General features: G+C 41.9%; 12 protein-coding genes. 4 read left to right on the top strand and 8 right to left on the bottom strand.

Annotation, left to right across the window (positions count from 1 at the left end; all coding sequences use genetic code 11):
* Nucleotides 1-2: 2 nt before the first annotated feature.
* Nucleotides 3-2,075: a methionine--tRNA ligase gene (metG, locus tag ALE3EI_RS05410; RefSeq protein ID WP_186991703.1), complete on the bottom strand. Its 2,073-nt coding sequence runs from the start codon at nt 2,073-2,075 to the stop codon at nt 3-5.
* 93 nt (nt 2,076-2,168) lie between these two features.
* On the opposite strand from metG, the gene ALE3EI_RS05415 reads away from it, so the two are divergent.
* Genes ALE3EI_RS05415 through ALE3EI_RS05425 form a run of 3 tightly spaced genes read left to right on the top strand, consistent with a single transcriptional unit; the run spans nt 2,169 to nt 4,135 of the window.
* On the top strand, nt 2,169-2,813 hold the full coding sequence (locus ALE3EI_RS05415; RefSeq protein ID WP_186991705.1) for a hypothetical protein: 645 nt from the start codon (nt 2,169-2,171) through the stop codon (nt 2,811-2,813).
* A gap of 31 nt (nt 2,814-2,844) precedes the next feature.
* The gene (locus ALE3EI_RS05420) at nt 2,845-3,741 is read left to right on the top strand and encodes a S66 peptidase family protein (RefSeq protein ID WP_186991707.1); all 897 of its coding nucleotides are present in this window, start codon (nt 2,845-2,847) and stop codon (nt 3,739-3,741) included.
* A gap of 34 nt (nt 3,742-3,775) precedes the next feature.
* On the top strand, nt 3,776-4,135 hold the full coding sequence (locus tag ALE3EI_RS05425) for a YraN family protein (RefSeq protein WP_186991709.1): 360 nt from the start codon (nt 3,776-3,778) through the stop codon (nt 4,133-4,135).
* On the opposite strand, the gene mfd is transcribed toward ALE3EI_RS05425, so the two are convergent.
* Nucleotides 4,132-7,479, bottom strand: a complete 3,348-nt coding sequence (gene mfd / locus ALE3EI_RS05430) for a transcription-repair coupling factor (RefSeq protein ID WP_186991711.1) — start codon at nt 7,477-7,479, stop codon at nt 4,132-4,134. The genes ALE3EI_RS05425 and mfd overlap by 4 nt on opposite strands.
* A 102-nt stretch (nt 7,480-7,581) precedes the next feature.
* Between mfd and ALE3EI_RS05435 the strand changes: the two genes are divergently transcribed.
* The gene (locus ALE3EI_RS05435) at nt 7,582-8,934 is read left to right on the top strand and encodes a dihydrolipoyl dehydrogenase family protein (RefSeq protein WP_186991714.1); all 1,353 of its coding nucleotides are present in this window, start codon (nt 7,582-7,584) and stop codon (nt 8,932-8,934) included.
* Between the two features lie 7 nt (nt 8,935-8,941).
* On the opposite strand, the gene ALE3EI_RS05440 is transcribed toward ALE3EI_RS05435, so the two are convergent.
* The 6 genes from ALE3EI_RS05440 to ALE3EI_RS05465 are packed head-to-tail and all read right to left on the bottom strand — an operon-like array spanning nt 8,942 to nt 16,652.
* Nucleotides 8,942-10,096, bottom strand: a complete 1,155-nt coding sequence (locus ALE3EI_RS05440; RefSeq protein WP_186991716.1) for an aminotransferase class V-fold PLP-dependent enzyme — start codon at nt 10,094-10,096, stop codon at nt 8,942-8,944.
* Nucleotides 10,096-10,917: a tryptophan-rich sensory protein gene (locus ALE3EI_RS05445; protein WP_186991718.1), complete on the bottom strand. Its 822-nt coding sequence runs from the start codon at nt 10,915-10,917 to the stop codon at nt 10,096-10,098. Before ALE3EI_RS05445 ends, ALE3EI_RS05440 begins: the two co-directional genes overlap by 1 nt.
* Nucleotides 10,918-10,952: 35 nt before the next feature.
* Nucleotides 10,953-11,588 (bottom strand): ligase-associated DNA damage response endonuclease PdeM, encoded by a 636-nt coding sequence (pdeM, locus tag ALE3EI_RS05450; protein ID WP_186991720.1) that lies wholly within the window; start codon nt 11,586-11,588, stop codon nt 10,953-10,955.
* Nucleotides 11,585-14,038: a ligase-associated DNA damage response DEXH box helicase gene (locus ALE3EI_RS05455; protein WP_394367148.1), complete on the bottom strand. Its 2,454-nt coding sequence runs from the start codon at nt 14,036-14,038 to the stop codon at nt 11,585-11,587. Before ALE3EI_RS05455 ends, pdeM begins: the two co-directional genes overlap by 4 nt.
* Entirely contained in the window at nt 14,035-15,627 is a 1,593-nt protein-coding gene (locus ALE3EI_RS05460; protein WP_186991722.1) for an ATP-dependent DNA ligase, read from the bottom strand. Before ALE3EI_RS05460 ends, ALE3EI_RS05455 begins: the two co-directional genes overlap by 4 nt.
* Nucleotides 15,624-16,652: a ligase-associated DNA damage response exonuclease gene (locus ALE3EI_RS05465; protein WP_186991724.1), complete on the bottom strand. Its 1,029-nt coding sequence runs from the start codon at nt 16,650-16,652 to the stop codon at nt 15,624-15,626. The genes ALE3EI_RS05460 and ALE3EI_RS05465 overlap by 4 nt, the downstream gene beginning before the upstream one ends.
* Between the last annotated feature and the right edge of the window lie 19 nt (nt 16,653-16,671).

Below are 16,671 nucleotides of genomic sequence, written 5' to 3' on the forward strand. Positions count from 1 at the left end.
TCTTAATTTATGGTGGCTCCGTTGTTTACCCCGGCATCATCGGGATTTACAAAAACAAGTTTACCGTCCGGCATTTCGGTCATTAGGATCATGCCCTCACTGTCCACGCCTCGTAACGCTCTGGGAGCAAGGTTGACAAGTACAGTTACCTTTTTCCCAATAACTTCCTCGGCCGTAAAACTTTCGGCTATACCCGAAACTATAGTTCGCACATCAATTCCGGTATCAACTTTCAGCACGAGTAGTTTTTTCGCCTTAGGCATTTTTTCGGCCTCAATAATGGTTCCCACCCGCATATCGAGCTTGGTAAAATCATCGAAGGTGATGGTGTCTTTTTGTGGTGTTACCGTTGCATTCATCGCTTCGTTATCTTTTTTACTTTGTTGTAATTTCTCTATTTGTGCCGCTATTTGCTCGTCTTCCATTTTACTGAATAACAATTCTCCTTTGCCGATGTGATGACCGGGCATAAGTAAAGCTTCTTTGGTTTCAATGTCCGACCAACGTAATCGTTTATTAGGATCTCCCTTCTTTAGATCAAGGATGTTATTTAGTTTTTCTGAAGTAAACGGCAAAAAGGGCTCGCTTAAAACGGCCAAGGCTGCCGCGATCTGCAAGGCCACATACATAATCGTTTGGGTGCGATCGGCATCGGTCTTTATGGTCTTCCACGGTTCTTCATCGGCCAGGTACTTGTTGCCCAATCGCGCGACATTCATAAGTTCCATTTGCGCTTCGCGGAAACGATAACGCTCTATCGAACTGGAGATCACCGCAGGATAGGCTCGTAACTCGTTCAGAGCCTGGCTGTCGGTTTCAGTAAATTCTGAAGGTTCGGGGACGGCTCCGTCGTAGTATTTATCCGTTAGCACAACCACCCGGTTGATGAAATTTCCGAAGATCGCCACCAACTCATTATTGTTTCGCGCCTGAAAATCGCTCCAGGTAAAATCGTTGTCCTTGGTTTCAGGAGCATTGGCGGTAAGTACATAACGCAATACATCCTGCTGGTTGGGAAAATCTTCTAAATATTCGTGTAACCATACCGCCCAGTTCTTGCTGGTCGAGATCTTATTGCCCTCCAGATTTAAAAATTCGTTGGCAGGCACATTGTTGGGGAGGGTATAGCTTCCTTCAGCCTTCAGCATGCTTGGAAAGATGATGCAATGAAAAACGATATTGTCCTTTCCAATAAAATGCAGCAGCTTAGTATCTTCATTTTTCCAGTAAGGTTCCCAATCCTTGCCTTCCCGGGCTGCCCATTCCTTGGTAGCAGAAATATAACCTATAGGTGCATCGAACCACACATAGAGTACTTTTCCTTCTGCTCCTTCCACCGGAACGGGAATCCCCCAATCCAGATCACGCGTTACGGCTCTTGGACGGAGGCCGTCATCGATCCAAGATTTACATTGTCCGTAGACATTGGTCTTCCAGTCTTTTTTGTGCCCTTTTACGATCCACTCTTTTAACCAGTTTTCGTATCGATCTAACGGAAGGAACCAGTGTTTGGTCTCTTTTAGAACCGGCTTGTTTCCGGAGATCACACTTTTTGGATTAATTAGATCGGTAGCGTTATGTGAAGTACCGCAATTTTCACATTGGTCCCCGTAACTTTCTTCGAATCCGCATTTTGGACAGGTACCCAAAATGAAACGATCGGCAAGAAATTGTCCGGCTTCTTCGTCGTACAATTGTTCGGTTACTTCTTCGATAAATTTTTCGTCGTCATAAAGCTTTTTAAAGAAATCTGAAGCCGTTTCATGATGGATCTTTGCCGAGGTGCGCGAATAATTATCGAATGAAATTCCGAAATCTTCAAATGACTTTTTTATAATAGCGTGGTATTTATCCACTACCTCCTGAGGAGTCACACCTTCTTTTTTAGCTTTTAAGGTAATTGGAACGCCGTGTTCGTCGCTTCCGCAAACAAATGCTACATCCTTATTCATTAAACGCTGGAAGCGCGCGTAGATATCGGCGGGTACATAGACCCCTGCCAAATGACCAATATGCACCGGCCCATTGGTATATGGTAAGGCGGCGGTAATAGTATATCTCTTTGGTGAACTCATGAAAATTTGCTAAAGCGCAAAGGTAGTATTTTCGGCAACAATTTAGAGATGATGAGGTATGGAAAGCCTAAGATTTATATCTTTAAAAGAAAAATGATGAAAAAACTGATACTAGCACTTATTCCGAGTTTTTTTATAGTGCTTACGGGATGCAAGAACGAAAATAAAGCAGACGCTCAGGATATCGAAATTCAAGCAGTGAGCGAAACTCCCTTCAAAGAGGTAACCACGCTGGAAGAAATTTCTAGACTTGCCAATCACGGGAAACTACACGAGGCATTTGCAAAAGGGGACATGAAATCAGAACTGATCTCTGCCAACGAAGGCATGTCTTTTTTAAAGTCTACAACAATATATCCCGGAACGGGGAATGAAGTGGAGATCGACTTTTTACCCAACGATTCCACCCGAGTTTGGCGGGTAACAGTCACGAACCGGTCCAATAAGTTTCATTCCAAGACAGGGGTAACTCCGGGGATGACCCTTGAGGAATTAAATGCGATAAATAAAATCCCGGTAAATTTTTACGGATTTCAGTGGGAATTTGCCGGAGCTGTCGATTTTAATGATGGGAATCTAACAAATGACAAATTGTTTGTGTATTTAAAGACCGATAAAGAGGTTCCTAAAGAATTTATTGGAGACGCGCCTCATTCTTCTTTGGACGAAAAGGCAAAAGAACTTAAATTATATGTGCATAAGATCATTTATGAAGCAGCAACGGCCGAACCACTATAAATTTAGTCATTAAGTAAAATAATATCACAGCATGATCACACCCCCATTACTCAATGAAGGCGATACAGTTGCCATTGTCTCTACTGCCAGAAAGATCACCAAAACCGAAATAGCACCCTTACTTGATCTATTAAAAAGCTGGGGACTTAACGTTGTGCTAGGGAAGAGCATAGATGCCTCAGACCATCAATACGCGGGAGATGATGCATTGCGAGCTTCCGATCTTCAGCAGCAACTCGATGATCCAAATATTAAAGCCATCTGGTGCGCGAGAGGAGGATATGGAACGGTTCGATTGATTGATGCATTAGATTTTTCAGTATTTAAGTCGGCACCAAAATGGATCATAGGATATAGCGATGTGACCGTATTACATGCTCACATTCACAACTTCGGAATAGAAAGCTTACACGCCAATATGGCCATCGATATCCTTACAAAATCTTCAGATACACGAGAAACTGTAAAAGAGGCCTTGTTTGAAGGGAAGTATACTATTCAATATACATCGACGCTGCCTCAAAACCGAACCGGAATGGCCAATGGACAACTGGTAGGCGGAAATTTATCGCTGCTTTCCGCTCTGTTGGGAAGCCCTTCAGCAATCTCTACGAAAGGAAAGATTCTTTTTATTGAAGATTTGGATGAGATGTTGTATCATATAGATCGAATGATGATCAATTTAAAACGAAATGGTTTGCTGAAAGACATCGCAGGCCTTATTGTTGGCGGGATGAATGATATGCGGGATAATAGTATTCCATTTGGGAAAACCCCTGTACAGATCATTGCTGAGGCAGTAGCTCAATACCATTTTCCGGTCTGTTTCGGTTTTCCTGCCGGCCATATAGACGATAACCGGGCATTGATCATGGGTCGCAAATGTTCTCTGGAAGTTGGGTCAAATTTGGTAACTTTACGATTCTAAAGCAGCACATCCTCCCCATAGTTCTATTATAACTATGGCCTATCACAACGAACTAGGACAAATTGGTGAGCAACTGGCAACCGATTATCTTTCTCGAAATGGATATACTATTCTAGAACGAAATTTTATTTTTCAGAAGGCTGAAATCGACATTATTGCACAAAAGAATAAACTCCTCATTGCGGTTGAAGTAAAAACCAGAAACAGTGATTTTTTTGGAGACCCACAGGATTTTGTTAGCAAGGGAAAAATAAAACTCCTTGTAAAGGCTGCGAATGAATACGTTCTAAAAAATGATCTCGATCTGGAAGTGCGTTTTGATATTATTGCTGTCTTAAAAAACAAGCATATAGAAAGTCTTCAACATTTTGAAGATGCGTTCTATCATTTTTAAGAAACCAGGGTTTGATGAAACGGCTGTAGAACTTTCAGTGCCTTATCCACCGAGGTGATCCTGTCAAAAGAAAGCAACAATCGCAATCCGTTGCGGGTTTGCTTTTCCTTCATCGTAACCTGCTGCGGATGGCTCTGCACATACTGTAACACTTCAGTAAACGAATTACTCTGATAAAATGCACTTTGCTGGTCACTCACAAAGTACCCTATAAGTTTCCCCTTTTTCATGATCACTTTCTCGAGCCCCATGGCTATAGCGATCCATTTAATTCTCACACTATTTAGCAGATCTTCGGCCTGTTTCGGAAGTTCGCCAAAACGATCGAGCAATTCATTTTCAAATTTTAGGAGTTGCTCTTCATTCTCTACAGCGTTCAGTTTGGTATACAGGTTTAGTCTTTCCGTTATATTATTGATGTAATCATCGGGAAACAGCAATTCAAAATCGGTGTCGATCGTTGTTTCCTTTACAAAGGCCGTTTTCTCGTGTTCGGAACCTGTATACAGGTCTTTAAATTCCTTTTCTTTTAGCTCGTCAATGGCTTCGGAAAGAATTTTTTGATAGGTTTCGAAACCTATTTCGTTAATGAAACCGCTTTGCTCTCCTCCCAGCAGATCTCCGGCGCCTCGTATCTCAAGATCCTTCATGGCGATGTTGAGTCCGCTTCCCAACTCACTGAATTGTTCAAGCGCAGTGATTCGTTTCCTGGCATCTTCGGTCATAGCCGAATAGGGTGGAGTGATAAAATAACAGAACGCCTTTTTGTTGCTTCGGCCAACCCTTCCCCGCATCTGATGCAAGTCGCTAAGCCCAAAGTTGTTGGCATTATTAATAAAAATGGTGTTGGCGTTTGGCACGTCCAATCCGCTTTCTATAATGGTTGTAGAGACCAAGACATCAAATTCATTATTCATAAACGCCAGCATAAGTTGCTCCAGTTTCTTTCCTTCCATCTGCCCGTGACCGATCCCGATCTTAGCATCGGGAACCAATCGCTGTATTAGCCCTGCAACTTCTTTGATGTTCTCTATTCTATTATGCACAAAGAATACTTGTCCGCCACGGGATATTTCGTATCTAATGGCGTCCCGTATGTTTTCTTCTCCAAACCTTACCACATGGGTTTCTATGGGGTATCTGTTTGGTGGCGGGGTATTAATTACCGAAAGATCTCGGGCTGCCATTAAACTGAATTGCAGCGTACGCGGGATAGGAGTGGCGGTTAGTGTTAAGGTATCGACATTTTCCTTGATGGTTTTTAATTTGTCTTTCACTGCAACCCCGAATTTTTGTTCCTCATCGATTATAAGCAGTCCGAGATCCTTAAATTTTACGGTTTTATTGACCAATTGATGGGTTCCAATAACAATATCCAGCGTTCCGTTTTCGAGTCCTTCCAGCACAGATCGTCTTTGTTTGGCACTTCGAAAACGATTCAGGTAATCTACTTTTACGGGCATTTCTGCGAGTCGTTCAGAAAATGTTTTATAATGCTGAAAGGCCAGTATGGTAGTGGGAACCAATACAGCGACCTGTTTGCCATTATCGACCGCTTTAAAGGCTGCTCTAATGGCTACTTCGGTCTTTCCGAAGCCAACATCTCCGCATACGAGCCTATCCATAGGTCGCTCATTCTCCATATCCCGTTTTACATCTTCAGTAGCCGTAACCTGATCTGGGGTATCTTCATAGATAAATGAAGATTCCAATTCGTGTTGCAGATAACTATCGGGGTCGTAAGCAAATCCCTTCTGAAGCCTGCGCTTTGCGTATAATTCAATTAAATTGAACGCGATCTGTTTTACGCGGGTTTTGGTTTTTTGTTTCAGTTTTTTCCATGCCGCACTTCCCAGTTTGTAGATCTTCGGCTCTTTTCCGTCCTTGCCGTTGTATTTGGTGATTTTGTGGAGGGAATGAATGCTTAGGTATAGGATATCTCTTTCGCCGTAAACGAGCTTGATGGCTTCCTGTTGTTTGCCCTCCACGTCAATTTTTTGGAGTCCGCCAAACTTTCCTATTCCGTGGTCGATATGAGTAACATAATCACCCACTTCCAGATTGGTTAGTTCTTTTAGAGTGATCGCCTGTTTTTTGGCATAACCGTTCTTTAGCTGAAATTTATGATACCGCTCGAAGATCTCATGATCGGTATAACAAACATTTCTGGCATCATCATCAATAAATCCTTGAAACAAAGGAAAGACGATGGTCTCATACTGAGAAACCTGTTGTTCGGCATCATCAAAAATATCGTGAAACCGCTTGGCTTGCTGTTCGCTGCTACAGAAAATATAGTTTTTATATCCCGAACCGGCATTGGAGTTCAGGTTTTCAATAAGCAAATTGAACTGTTTGTTGAATGAAGGTTGTGGACGCGTATGAAATTTCACTGCCGCATCTTCCGACTTGTTTTTAAACACAAGCTTTGTAAAATCTTCCAATTGCCGTTCTAAAAGCGAGGAGGTACAAAAAAGTTCGTTGGGTTCGGTTCTTTTTATTTCTGAAACGAGATCGGTATAGGCTTCGGTCGCCTTTTTGAAGAGCTTATCTATACTACTGCTCAACAATTCTTCGTTCTTTAAACACACCACGGTTTTGGAGGCGATATACATTAAGAAACTTTCACGGGTTTCATCCAGCAATTTGTTTTCCACATTGGGGATGATTGATATTTTCTTAAGCTGAACGTCTGACAATTGAGTTTCCACATCGAAAGTACGGATGCTGTCAACTTCATCTCCAAAAAATTCGATCCGGTAGGGTTCGTCATTACTGAAGGAAAATACATCCAAAATTCCACCTCGGACCGAGAATTCGCCGGGTTCTGTCACAAAATCGGTGCGCTTAAAATTGTATGCGAAAAGGACTTCATTTACAAAATCGATGGAAACCTCTTCACCAACCTTCAGTTTTAAGGTATTCTTTTCCAGTTCTTTTCGAGTCACTACCTTTTCGAACAATGCCTCCGGGTAGGTTACGATGATGGCCGGTTTTTTGCGCGAATTAATACGGTTTAATACTTCAGAACGCAACAATACATTCGCGTTATCGGTCTCTTCAATCTGATAAGGTCTGCGGTAACTCCCCGGATAGAACAATACATTTTGATCACCCAACAGGTTTTCGAGGTCATTGAGGTGATAGGCAGCTTCTTCTTTGTCGTTCAGCACTATGAGAAACGGAACTTCCGAAGTCTTAAAAACTTCAGCAATAACAAGCGATAAGGACGAGCCCGCCAAGCCTGAAACAATCGTCTTGGGTGAAGATCGGGCAATAATATCCCTCAGTTTTCGGGTTTGCGAAGACTGTGCAAAAAGCGAAGATACTACTGCTTTGCTCATGGACGGCAAAGATAGGTCGTTCAGAAATTTTATAAACCATAGGAACACAGTTTTATCATTTTGATAACATATAATTGCACGGTGTTTTGGTACATTTCTAGGATGGGAATAGAGACGTTCGATGTGTTTGTAATTGGTAGCGGAACTGCAGGTAAGACTGTAGCGTATGATTGCGCTGCCGAAGGAATGAAGGTGGCGATTGCAGATCACCGCGAATTTGGAGGTACCTGCGCATTGCGGGGCTGCGATCCGAAAACAGTATTGCTGGCAGCAACTGAAGCGCGGCACCTTTCAGAAAGTTTAAAAGGGAAAGGCATTGTTTCGGCTCCAGAAATTAATTGGCAGGATCTTCAGAAATTTAAAGACAGCTTTACACAGGCGGTACCGGCTTCCACCGAGAAAAAACTGAAGAAAGCGGGAATCAGGATGTATCATCAATCCCCACAGTTTTTGGATGAAAATACCTTGTCGGTTGAAGGAAAGACGGTTAAGGCCAAAAAGATCGTAATTGCTACCGGACAGAAACCCAGAGTATTAAAAATTCCCGGGCGCGAACATGTGTTGTATTCTGAAGATTTTTTAAGCATGCCCGAATTGCCCGAGAGCATTGTTTTTATCGGGGCAGGGTATGTGGGGATGGAATTTGCACATATTGCAGCCCGTTGCGGGGTTAAAGTCACGGTTGTGGAATTTGGAGACCGTCCGTTGGGTCCATTTGAAGAGGATATCGTAGCGCATCTCACCAAAGCTTCGGAAGCCCTGGGAATTGAGTTTATTTTTCATGCTGAAGTCACCAAAGTTGAGAAACTCCGGAAGAATTACAGGGTTTTCTTTCAGAAGAACGGGAAAGAAGAACAAATCACTGTGCAACTCGTTTTCAATACAGCCGGACGAGTGCCCTCTATTGACGATTTTGACTTGGATAAGGGTAATGTGGCTTTTGAAAAAAACGGGGTCACCGTCAATGAATTTTTACAAAGCACTACCAATGATTCTGTTTATGCCTGTGGGGATGTTTCGGCTAGTGGATCTCTGCCTTTAACGCCAACTTCTTCTCAGGAAGCCAGAGTCGTAAGTTTGAATCTGCGGAAAGGACGAAACACAAAAATGGATTTTCCTCCGGTACCTTCGGTGGTGTTTACGATTCCGCAGTTGGCGTCCATCGGACTTACGGAAGCTGAAGCCAAAAAAAAGGGCTATGATATAAGGGTAGAATACAAAAGTGTGCCTAAATGGTTTAATGCCAAACGGATCAACGAAGAGACCTATGCCTACAAAACCATTGTGGATAAAAAACGTGACCTTATTCTGGGGGCTCATATAATTGCACCTCATGCCGGAGAGATGATCAATTTATTTGTACTTGCCCTCTGCGGGAAGTTAAAACCCGATCATTTAAAAGCGATGATCTTTGCCTATCCTACCTGGGGGAACGATATTAAAGGCATGGTATAAAAGCCGGTTATTTCGAATGCAATAGACAATGTACCAATTTTTCCAAGTCATCTTTAGTGTTGTATACATTGGGAGAAACCCGAATGGCTTTTCCGCGATACGAAACAAAAATTTTATTTTTCGTAAGTAGGTCTTTGATATCCACGATATCCTTTCCTTCGGGAAGGTAGACCCCAAAAAGATGTTTACTCCTGTACTTAGCGTCTTCTATAAAAAAGCCTTTCTCCTGAAGTCTTTTCAGAGGTTTTTCGGAAATCGTTTCACAATATTGCTGAATGGCTTCAGGAGTCCATTCCAGTAATTGACGAATAGCTTCGGAAAGCATTGGGGTTAATATAAAGTTGCTCGATTCGCCCACATCGAAACGCACTGCCTTATCTTTAAACTGCGGGTTATAATTTACAAGATTTGAAAAATTCTCACTTCCACGGTGATTCATCCAGTTGTTTTCAATGGGTACACCCTGTTCAAAACGTTCGCCAAAATAGGCGAGACCCAGACTGTAAGGACCCAAGAGCCATTTATATCCTCCACAGATAAGTGCATCCGGCTTAATTTCTTTTACCGAAAACGGCAGGGCACCTACACTCTGAGTACCGTCGATAATTAAAAAGGCATTTTCTTCATGGGTTCGTTTACGAATTTTCTTGAGATCGAATAAAGTGCCGTCTGTCCAATGTACATGTGGAATTGCCACCACTTTGGTCTTAGACGAAATCGAAGCCAATAAGGCTTCGTTCCAACGCTCGGCACGACCGCTTGTAAGCGCAGGGGCCTGTATGGTCTTTAGACTAACTCCTTTTTCCTTTTCCAGTTGCTTCCAGGCATAATAGTTACTGGGAAATTGTGCTTCCAGCAGTATGATCTCATCACCGGCGACAAAGTCTATGTTTCTTATCACCGTTGCGATGCCATACGATACGGAAGGAATGATGGCGATATTTTGTGGATCTTCGGTATCGATCAAGGTCGAGAAGCGTTGTCGAAGTACTTCTTTTTCAGAAAAGAAATCTGTTTCGGTGATCGCAACTGGATTCGATTTACGTCTGAGATTGGTTATCCCTATATCTTCAACCGATTTGAGTTGAGGAGACATATAGGCACCGTTAAGGTAGCAAACATCCTTAGGCAAACTGAATCGCCCACTTTGATTTTTCAGCATTAGATTTTGGAATTTCTTTGGTGTGAATTCTTGTATTCTTTCCATTTCACATATGGTGCAGTGGCCTGATTCTTGTATCCGTGATACGCAGCACTAAAACAGAGCACCACTGCCACTCCAAGTGCCACATAGGATACAATGGGTGACTCCAACTCCCAATTCTTTAAACAGACAGCGAACAACGCCCACGCTAAAACAAGAGCGAATTCACGCATATTTCGTTTCCAGATTACGATCAAACCTAACATACCTGAAATAATAATCAATAAAATGGTCCAAGTAATTTCGGAGATTCCCCAACCGCTCCAATCTGTGCTTTTTAGAAAAGCGGCAATATTGGTAATAGTGGCTACCGTAATCCATCCGCCATAGATGACAAAGGGCCACCAGAGAAAGAGTATAACCGAAATTGGTGCGTCCCAAAGTTCCATTCGGTTTATCATAATTATTTTCAGAAGTGCTAATAATAATACGATCATGGCGAGAACCGACATATCGATATACCCATAAAGCCAAAAAATGATCCACAATACGTTAGCCACACAAGAAGTGACAAACCACCATCCGGTTTTAAGGATGAACGCATCATCTCGAACCGCTTTAAAAAGGCTTCTGCCTTGATAAATTATAAATCCGAATAAGAGCAAATAAATTAAACCCCAAATTGAAAATGCATACGATGCCGGAGTAAAAAGGGTTTGGTAGTTATTTGAAATTTCCCCTATGGTGGTGTTGTTTATATTCCCCGTACCCGCAGCATAATTGAACAGAATTACTGTTACAAACGAAATGATATTTGCGATCTGTAGGGTTTTTTTCATAATACGAGTATTAAAAATACAATTTTAAAAATGGATTAAGTGACGCAAATTACTTCATTGTCTGCAATGACGTATACGCGATCATTTTTCCCCGGTCGGAGTCTGTATTTACCCGTAAAGGTCCCAAACGCAGGAAGAATTAGTTGGTTTTCGGTCTCATAAAAACAAGATAATGTTAAGCGTTGTCTGCCAGATCCAATCATAGTGATACCCGGGTGTATGTGCCCTGAAAAATTGAACATTCCAGACTCGACGGTTGGGTGGTGGGTTAATAAGAACCCATGTAACCTCATTTCACGGAATACGGATACTCCCATGGCTTCATATCTAATGGGATCAATGATGTCGTGATTGCCTTCTATTAAAATAATCTCACACGAGGTATGCTGCACCCATTTCTGAAAGATATTCCATTCAGAATTAAGGCTGCTGTGAAAGAGATCACCCAGAAAACAAATGGTTTTAGGCTGTAACTCTGTAATAAGATGTTCCAGTTTCCTAAAGTTGCTTAGGGAGGCTTTCGCCGGGACTGCAGCACCGAATTTTCTAAAATGACTAACCTTTCCTAAATGTACATCTGCAATCAGTAGCATTTTTTCCTTCTTCCAGTAGATAGCTCCACTTGAATGAAGTTGAAATTCTTGATTTAATATCTTAATGGTATACATCATTTCTCCAGTTGTAATTTCATTCTTGAAATTCGGTCTTTAAGCTTTTCAGAAGACAGCTTTTCCCGAAGTCGATCGGTTATAATTGGAAAACTGAACGGAGTGGGCTTTTTACACTTCTTCCAGATGATTTCTTGCTTCATTATTCTGTTTAAGGCAATTCGAAGTCTTCCTTCCTCTAATTGATGCTCAAAGGTTTCCCTAAAGGACTGAAGATAGAGAAGATTTTCCGGTTCGTAATCTCTGAAAACATCAAACAGCAACTGACTATTGCTTTGCAAATGTTTCGTTTTTACTATTCTGTTAGGATACCCTTGAAAAACCAGTCCCGATATGACAGCGATGTCCCTAAACTTTCGTCTGGCCAGTTCGGTCGCATTTAAACTTTTCTGAAGGTCATCAAATAAATATTCAGAACTAAAAAGATTGTTGTCAATTAATTGTTGAATGTCCAATGGTTGGTCACTTAATAACTCAAATCCATAATCGTTATAAGCTATTGAAAATGTAATTGGATGTAACAAACTTAAGCGGTAAGCAATTAGACTACTCATGGCTTCATGTACATAACGACCCTCAAAGGGATAAAAAAGGCTGTGATGCCCTTCTCTGGTTTTAAAAGTTTCTATTAAGAACTCATGTTCGCCGGGGACAATAGATTCCATCTCCTGCCTCTCAAACAATGAGCTAAGCGCTTTGAGCTCGGGAGTTTTCTTCTTGTGTTCGGCTTCGCTTTGTAGTTCTTCTCGTAATATTTCACTCATTTGGGAAGACAGGGTCATTCGACCGCCCATAAAGCTAACGATGTTGGCCGACTTTTTAACCGATCTTCGAACCTGTGCGACCATCTGTCGCAAACGCACTAATTCGAGAGTTCTACCGGCAAAGACAAAAGTATCCCCCGGTTTAAGTTTTCCTATAAACCACTCTTCTATAGTGCCAATAAACCCTCCTCCCACGAATTTTACCGTGAGCATGGTATCACTTACAATCGTACCAATGGATAATCTATGCATCATTGCCGTCCTTCGGCTTTCCACTTTAAACAATCCGTTGGGTTTCACTTCTACTCGTTTGTATTCATCATAAGCCTGTAGACTCTGACTTCCAATCGTTATAAAATTGAGACACCATCTCCATTGCTCTTCTGTAATATCCTGAAAACAAAATGTCTGCTTTATTTCAGAGTAGATTTTTTTAGGATAGAATCCATCACTTACAGCAAGCGTGACCAAATACTGTATTAATACATCGAAAGCGAGTAAATACGGAATGCGATCTTCCATGATCTCATGTTTTACTGCTCGTTTTAATGCCGATGCCTCAATCAATTCTAAAGCGTGCGTTGGCAAAAAATAAATGACTGAAGCTTCATCGGGACGGTGGTTACTCCGCCCTGCGCGCTGTACAAATTTTGCTATCCCTTTAGGACCGCCAATCTGTATAATGGTTTCCACAGGGGCGAAATCCACACCTAGATCCAAACTTGATGTCGCCACCACAGCAGACAACGATTCATTTCGTATAGCCTGCTCTACCCATAAACGGGTATCTTTGGCAATACTTCCGTGGTGCATGGCTATTTCGCCAGCAAATTCGGGGTATTTTTCCAGTATCTTTTGAAACCAAATTTCGCATTGGCCTCGGGTATTTGTATAGATCAGGGTGGTTTTACTCTTTTTTATGATAGGAATGACTGCATCGAGTAAATGTAATCCCAGATGTCCGCGCCATGGAAAATTCTCCATTTTCTTAGGAATAATTGACCGCACCACGATCTTATTCTTTTTAGAAGATCTGATGAGTACCGAATTGGCTCTAAAACTGTCGTCCTTACCGAGAAGTACATCTTGTGCCTGTTCCAAATTTCCGATTGTCGCCGAAATACCCCATATACGTAGCTTTGGACATATTGCTTTTAATCGGGAAAGACCCAATTCCAGTTGTACGCCCCGTTTACTTCCAAGCAGTTCATGCCATTCGTCCACAACTACAGCTGTTAGAGTCGTGAACATTTTTTCGTAGCCTTTAGAGGCAAGCAATAACATTAGGCTTTCTGGGGTTGTTATAAGCAGATCGGGCATGTTTCTTTTTTGTCTGGCACGCTCACTTTGGGATGTGTCGCCTGTTCTTATTCCCACAGTGAGTCCAGTTTCCAGATCATCTGCAAATCGTTGTGCTGCCTGCTGTATTTCCACCGAAAGCGCTCGTAACGGAGTAATCCAAATGGCTTTTATTCCCTTGGTTTTATTTACTTTATACTCTGGATTTTCTCTTGTATAATTAAGTACAATAGGTATCCATAGCGCATATGTTTTACCGCTTCCCGTAGCAGCGTTCAGTAATCCGTGTTTACCTTGAAGAAATGCTTTCCATGTTTTTTTTTGAAATGGAAACGGTTTCCACCCTTGACGCTGAAACCAATTTTCGGCTATATCTATAAGAGCTTTCAATATGGTATAAGAGCTTTAAGATCGGATAATGTATTCGCCTCTTCAATAGGCTTGTCTTTTCTCCAGCGAAGAATACGAGGGAAACGTGTTGCAACCCCACTTTTATGGCGTTTGCTTTCGGCTATTCCTTCAAAAGCGATCTCGAATACATGATGCGGGGTAACACTTCTTACCGGGCCAAACCGTTCTATCGTATTTTTTTTGATCCAGGCATCAACTTGTCTGAATTCTGCGTCGGTGAGACCGGAATACGCTTTTGCAAAGGTTACCAGTTCTCCATTATCCCACAAGCCAAAAGTATAGTCTGTAAATAAATTTGCCCGGCGACCATGACCCCGCATCGCATAAGTAAGTACTGCATCAATGGTAAAGGGGTCAATTTTCCATTTCCACCAGTCTCCCTTTTTTCGTCCTACTAAGTAAGGGGAGTCTTTTCTTTTAATCATGAGACCTTCACTGCGCTTCTCTCTCGACAATGCACGTTCTTTACCGGCATCTTCCCACGAGTTGAAATTCATAGTATTACTTAAATATAACCCTATGGCGTCACAATCACAATTGGAAATAAGGGCATCGAGCAATTTTCGTCTTTCAGAAAATGACTTATTTCTTATATCTTTCCCTTGCCATTCTAAAAGGTCGTAGGCGGTTAAAATCACCGGGGTTTTATCTAGCAATGCCTTTGTAATATTCTTTCGTCCAATTCGAGTTTGTAAGGCATTGAAATTGCCAATTTTTTTATTCTTAAACGGAAGAATTTCACCATCGAGGACCGTTCCGTTGGGAATAGCGCCAATAAAATTTTGAAATTCAGGATATTTATCGGTGACCAGCTCTTCACCACGGGACCATACAAAGACTTCATCATTTCTAATTATTACCTGAGCCCGTATCCCATCCCATTTGTGTTCAAAACTCCAGTTACTGATATCTCCCATGGTTTCTTTAAAGTTTTCTTCTACAGCGTAAGCGAGATAAAATGGATACGGTTTAGAAAGATAATCGGCTTCGTTCTCTTCCAATATAAGTTCTCGAAATGACGTAGACTGGGGGCTCCAGTTTCCCATTAATTTGTAAGCCAGGATGTCTTCATCAATTTGGGTGGCTTTAGAAAGGGCGCGTGTCATTAATTTCTGACTGACTCCAATTCGGAATCCTCCGGTGATTATCTTATTGAATACAAATCGCTCAAAATAATTGAGTTTTAACCAATTTTCCTGTAAATAGATTTTTTTTTCAGCATCCGGAAGGGTCTTCAATTGAATTATTTCTTCAATATAAGCAGACAAGGATTTATCGGACTCAGCTTTAGACGCGGGAAGAATAAGCGCGATAGTTTCGGCCAGATCACCCACGATATGATAACTTTCTTCGAATAACCAAGAGGGAATTCCGCTTATTTCGGTGGCCCATTCCCGTAGGAGGGTAGTATTTACAGGCCGTTTTGGTCTTCTATGCGAAAGAATGGCAATTGTCCAAAGTTTATCTTGTTCTGATGCAGCCAGAAAATACTCGGTAAGGGCATTTACCTTTAACGTAGTTTTGTTGGTACTGTCCAGTGTTTTTATGAGTGCTGCAAATGCTTTCATTCATGAACCCCACTTTCTGTTTTTGAACCCACTTCGGCACCTTCTTCTTCAAATTGAGTTTGTTGGGTGCGGGCATCCATGCCAAGTTCCTCCCGAAGATACCGGGCAAATATTTCGGTATAACCGTGCGTTGCAATTACCTTTTCACATTGCGTATTTTCAATTGATTGTAACAAACCATCCCAATCTGCGTGATCACTTAACACAAATCCCTTATCAATGGCTCTCCGTCTTCTCGCTCCTCTAAAGGTCATCCAGCCACTCGCAGAAGCAGTGGTAAAGGGAACCATTTTTCTAATCCAGGTGCCGCCATGCGCACTGGGAGGAGCAATTACAATATTGCCCTTGAGCTCCTCTTTAGACGTATCTCTTGTAATTCGAATGGTTTCCGGTAAGCGATACATGGGACGAAGTACGTCGGTCATGTTCTCCACCGCGCCATGTGTATATATTTTGCCAATGGAGGTGTCTAATCCGTGAAGCAAGCGTTGCGCTTTCCCCAAACTGTATCCAAAGAGTACGGATGTCTTACCCTCTTGCTTATTGATACTCCACCAGGTATTTATATCGTTAAATACCGAAGATTGTGGCTCCCATTTGAAAGCCGGGAGACCGAAAGTTGATTCGGTTATGAAGGTGTGGCATTTAATGGGGATATAGGGTTCTGCGAGTCCGTCATCTTCAGTTTTAAAATCTCCGGTAAACACCCACACTTCACCTTTATATTCTACTCTCACCTGTGAAGAACCCACAATATGACCCGCTGGATGGAGTGAAAATCGAACTCCGTTTATAGTGAAGGATTCGTTCCATTTTTTACCGCTCACCGTAATTTCACCTAATCGATGTTTAATAATAGGAACATTATTATGGTGGGTAATGTATTTTTTATGCCCCCAACGACTGTGATCGGCATGACCATGAGTTACGATACATTTATTTACCGGTTTCCAAGCATCTATATAAACATCTGCCTGCTGACAATAAATTCCCGATTCATTAAAAACTAGTAGCGGTTGATTCATTTTTCTTTTGCGAACTTTT

The organism is Constantimarinum furrinae (assembly GCF_014295415.1).
Taxonomy (GTDB): Bacteria; Bacteroidota; Bacteroidia; order Flavobacteriales; family Flavobacteriaceae; genus Constantimarinum; species Constantimarinum furrinae.

Excerpts from the sequence above, each read along its gene's own strand:
- pdeM (WP_186991720.1), bottom strand. The coding sequence starts at position 11,588 with ATGATGTATACCATTAAGATATTAAATCAAGAATTTCAACTTCATTCA.
- ALE3EI_RS05465 (WP_186991724.1), bottom strand. The coding sequence starts at position 16,652 with ATGAATCAACCGCTACTAGTTTTTAATGAATCGGGAATTTATTGTCAG.
- mfd (WP_186991711.1), bottom strand. The coding sequence starts at position 7,479 with ATGAGCAAAGCAGTAGTATCTTCGCTTTTTGCACAGTCTTCGCAAACC.
- ALE3EI_RS05435 (WP_186991714.1), top strand. The coding sequence starts at position 7,582 with ATGGGAATAGAGACGTTCGATGTGTTTGTAATTGGTAGCGGAACTGCA.
- ALE3EI_RS05420 (WP_186991707.1), top strand. The coding sequence starts at position 2,845 with ATGATCACACCCCCATTACTCAATGAAGGCGATACAGTTGCCATTGTC.
- ALE3EI_RS05445 (WP_186991718.1), bottom strand. The coding sequence starts at position 10,917 with ATGAAAAAAACCCTACAGATCGCAAATATCATTTCGTTTGTAACAGTA.
- ALE3EI_RS05425 (WP_186991709.1), top strand. The coding sequence starts at position 3,776 with ATGGCCTATCACAACGAACTAGGACAAATTGGTGAGCAACTGGCAACC.
- ALE3EI_RS05415 (WP_186991705.1), top strand. The coding sequence starts at position 2,169 with ATGATGAAAAAACTGATACTAGCACTTATTCCGAGTTTTTTTATAGTG.
- ALE3EI_RS05460 (WP_186991722.1), bottom strand. The coding sequence starts at position 15,627 with ATGAAAGCATTTGCAGCACTCATAAAAACACTGGACAGTACCAACAAA.
- metG (WP_186991703.1), bottom strand. The coding sequence starts at position 2,075 with ATGAGTTCACCAAAGAGATATACTATTACCGCCGCCTTACCATATACC.
- ALE3EI_RS05440 (WP_186991716.1), bottom strand. The coding sequence starts at position 10,096 with ATGCTGAAAAATCAAAGTGGGCGATTCAGTTTGCCTAAGGATGTTTGC.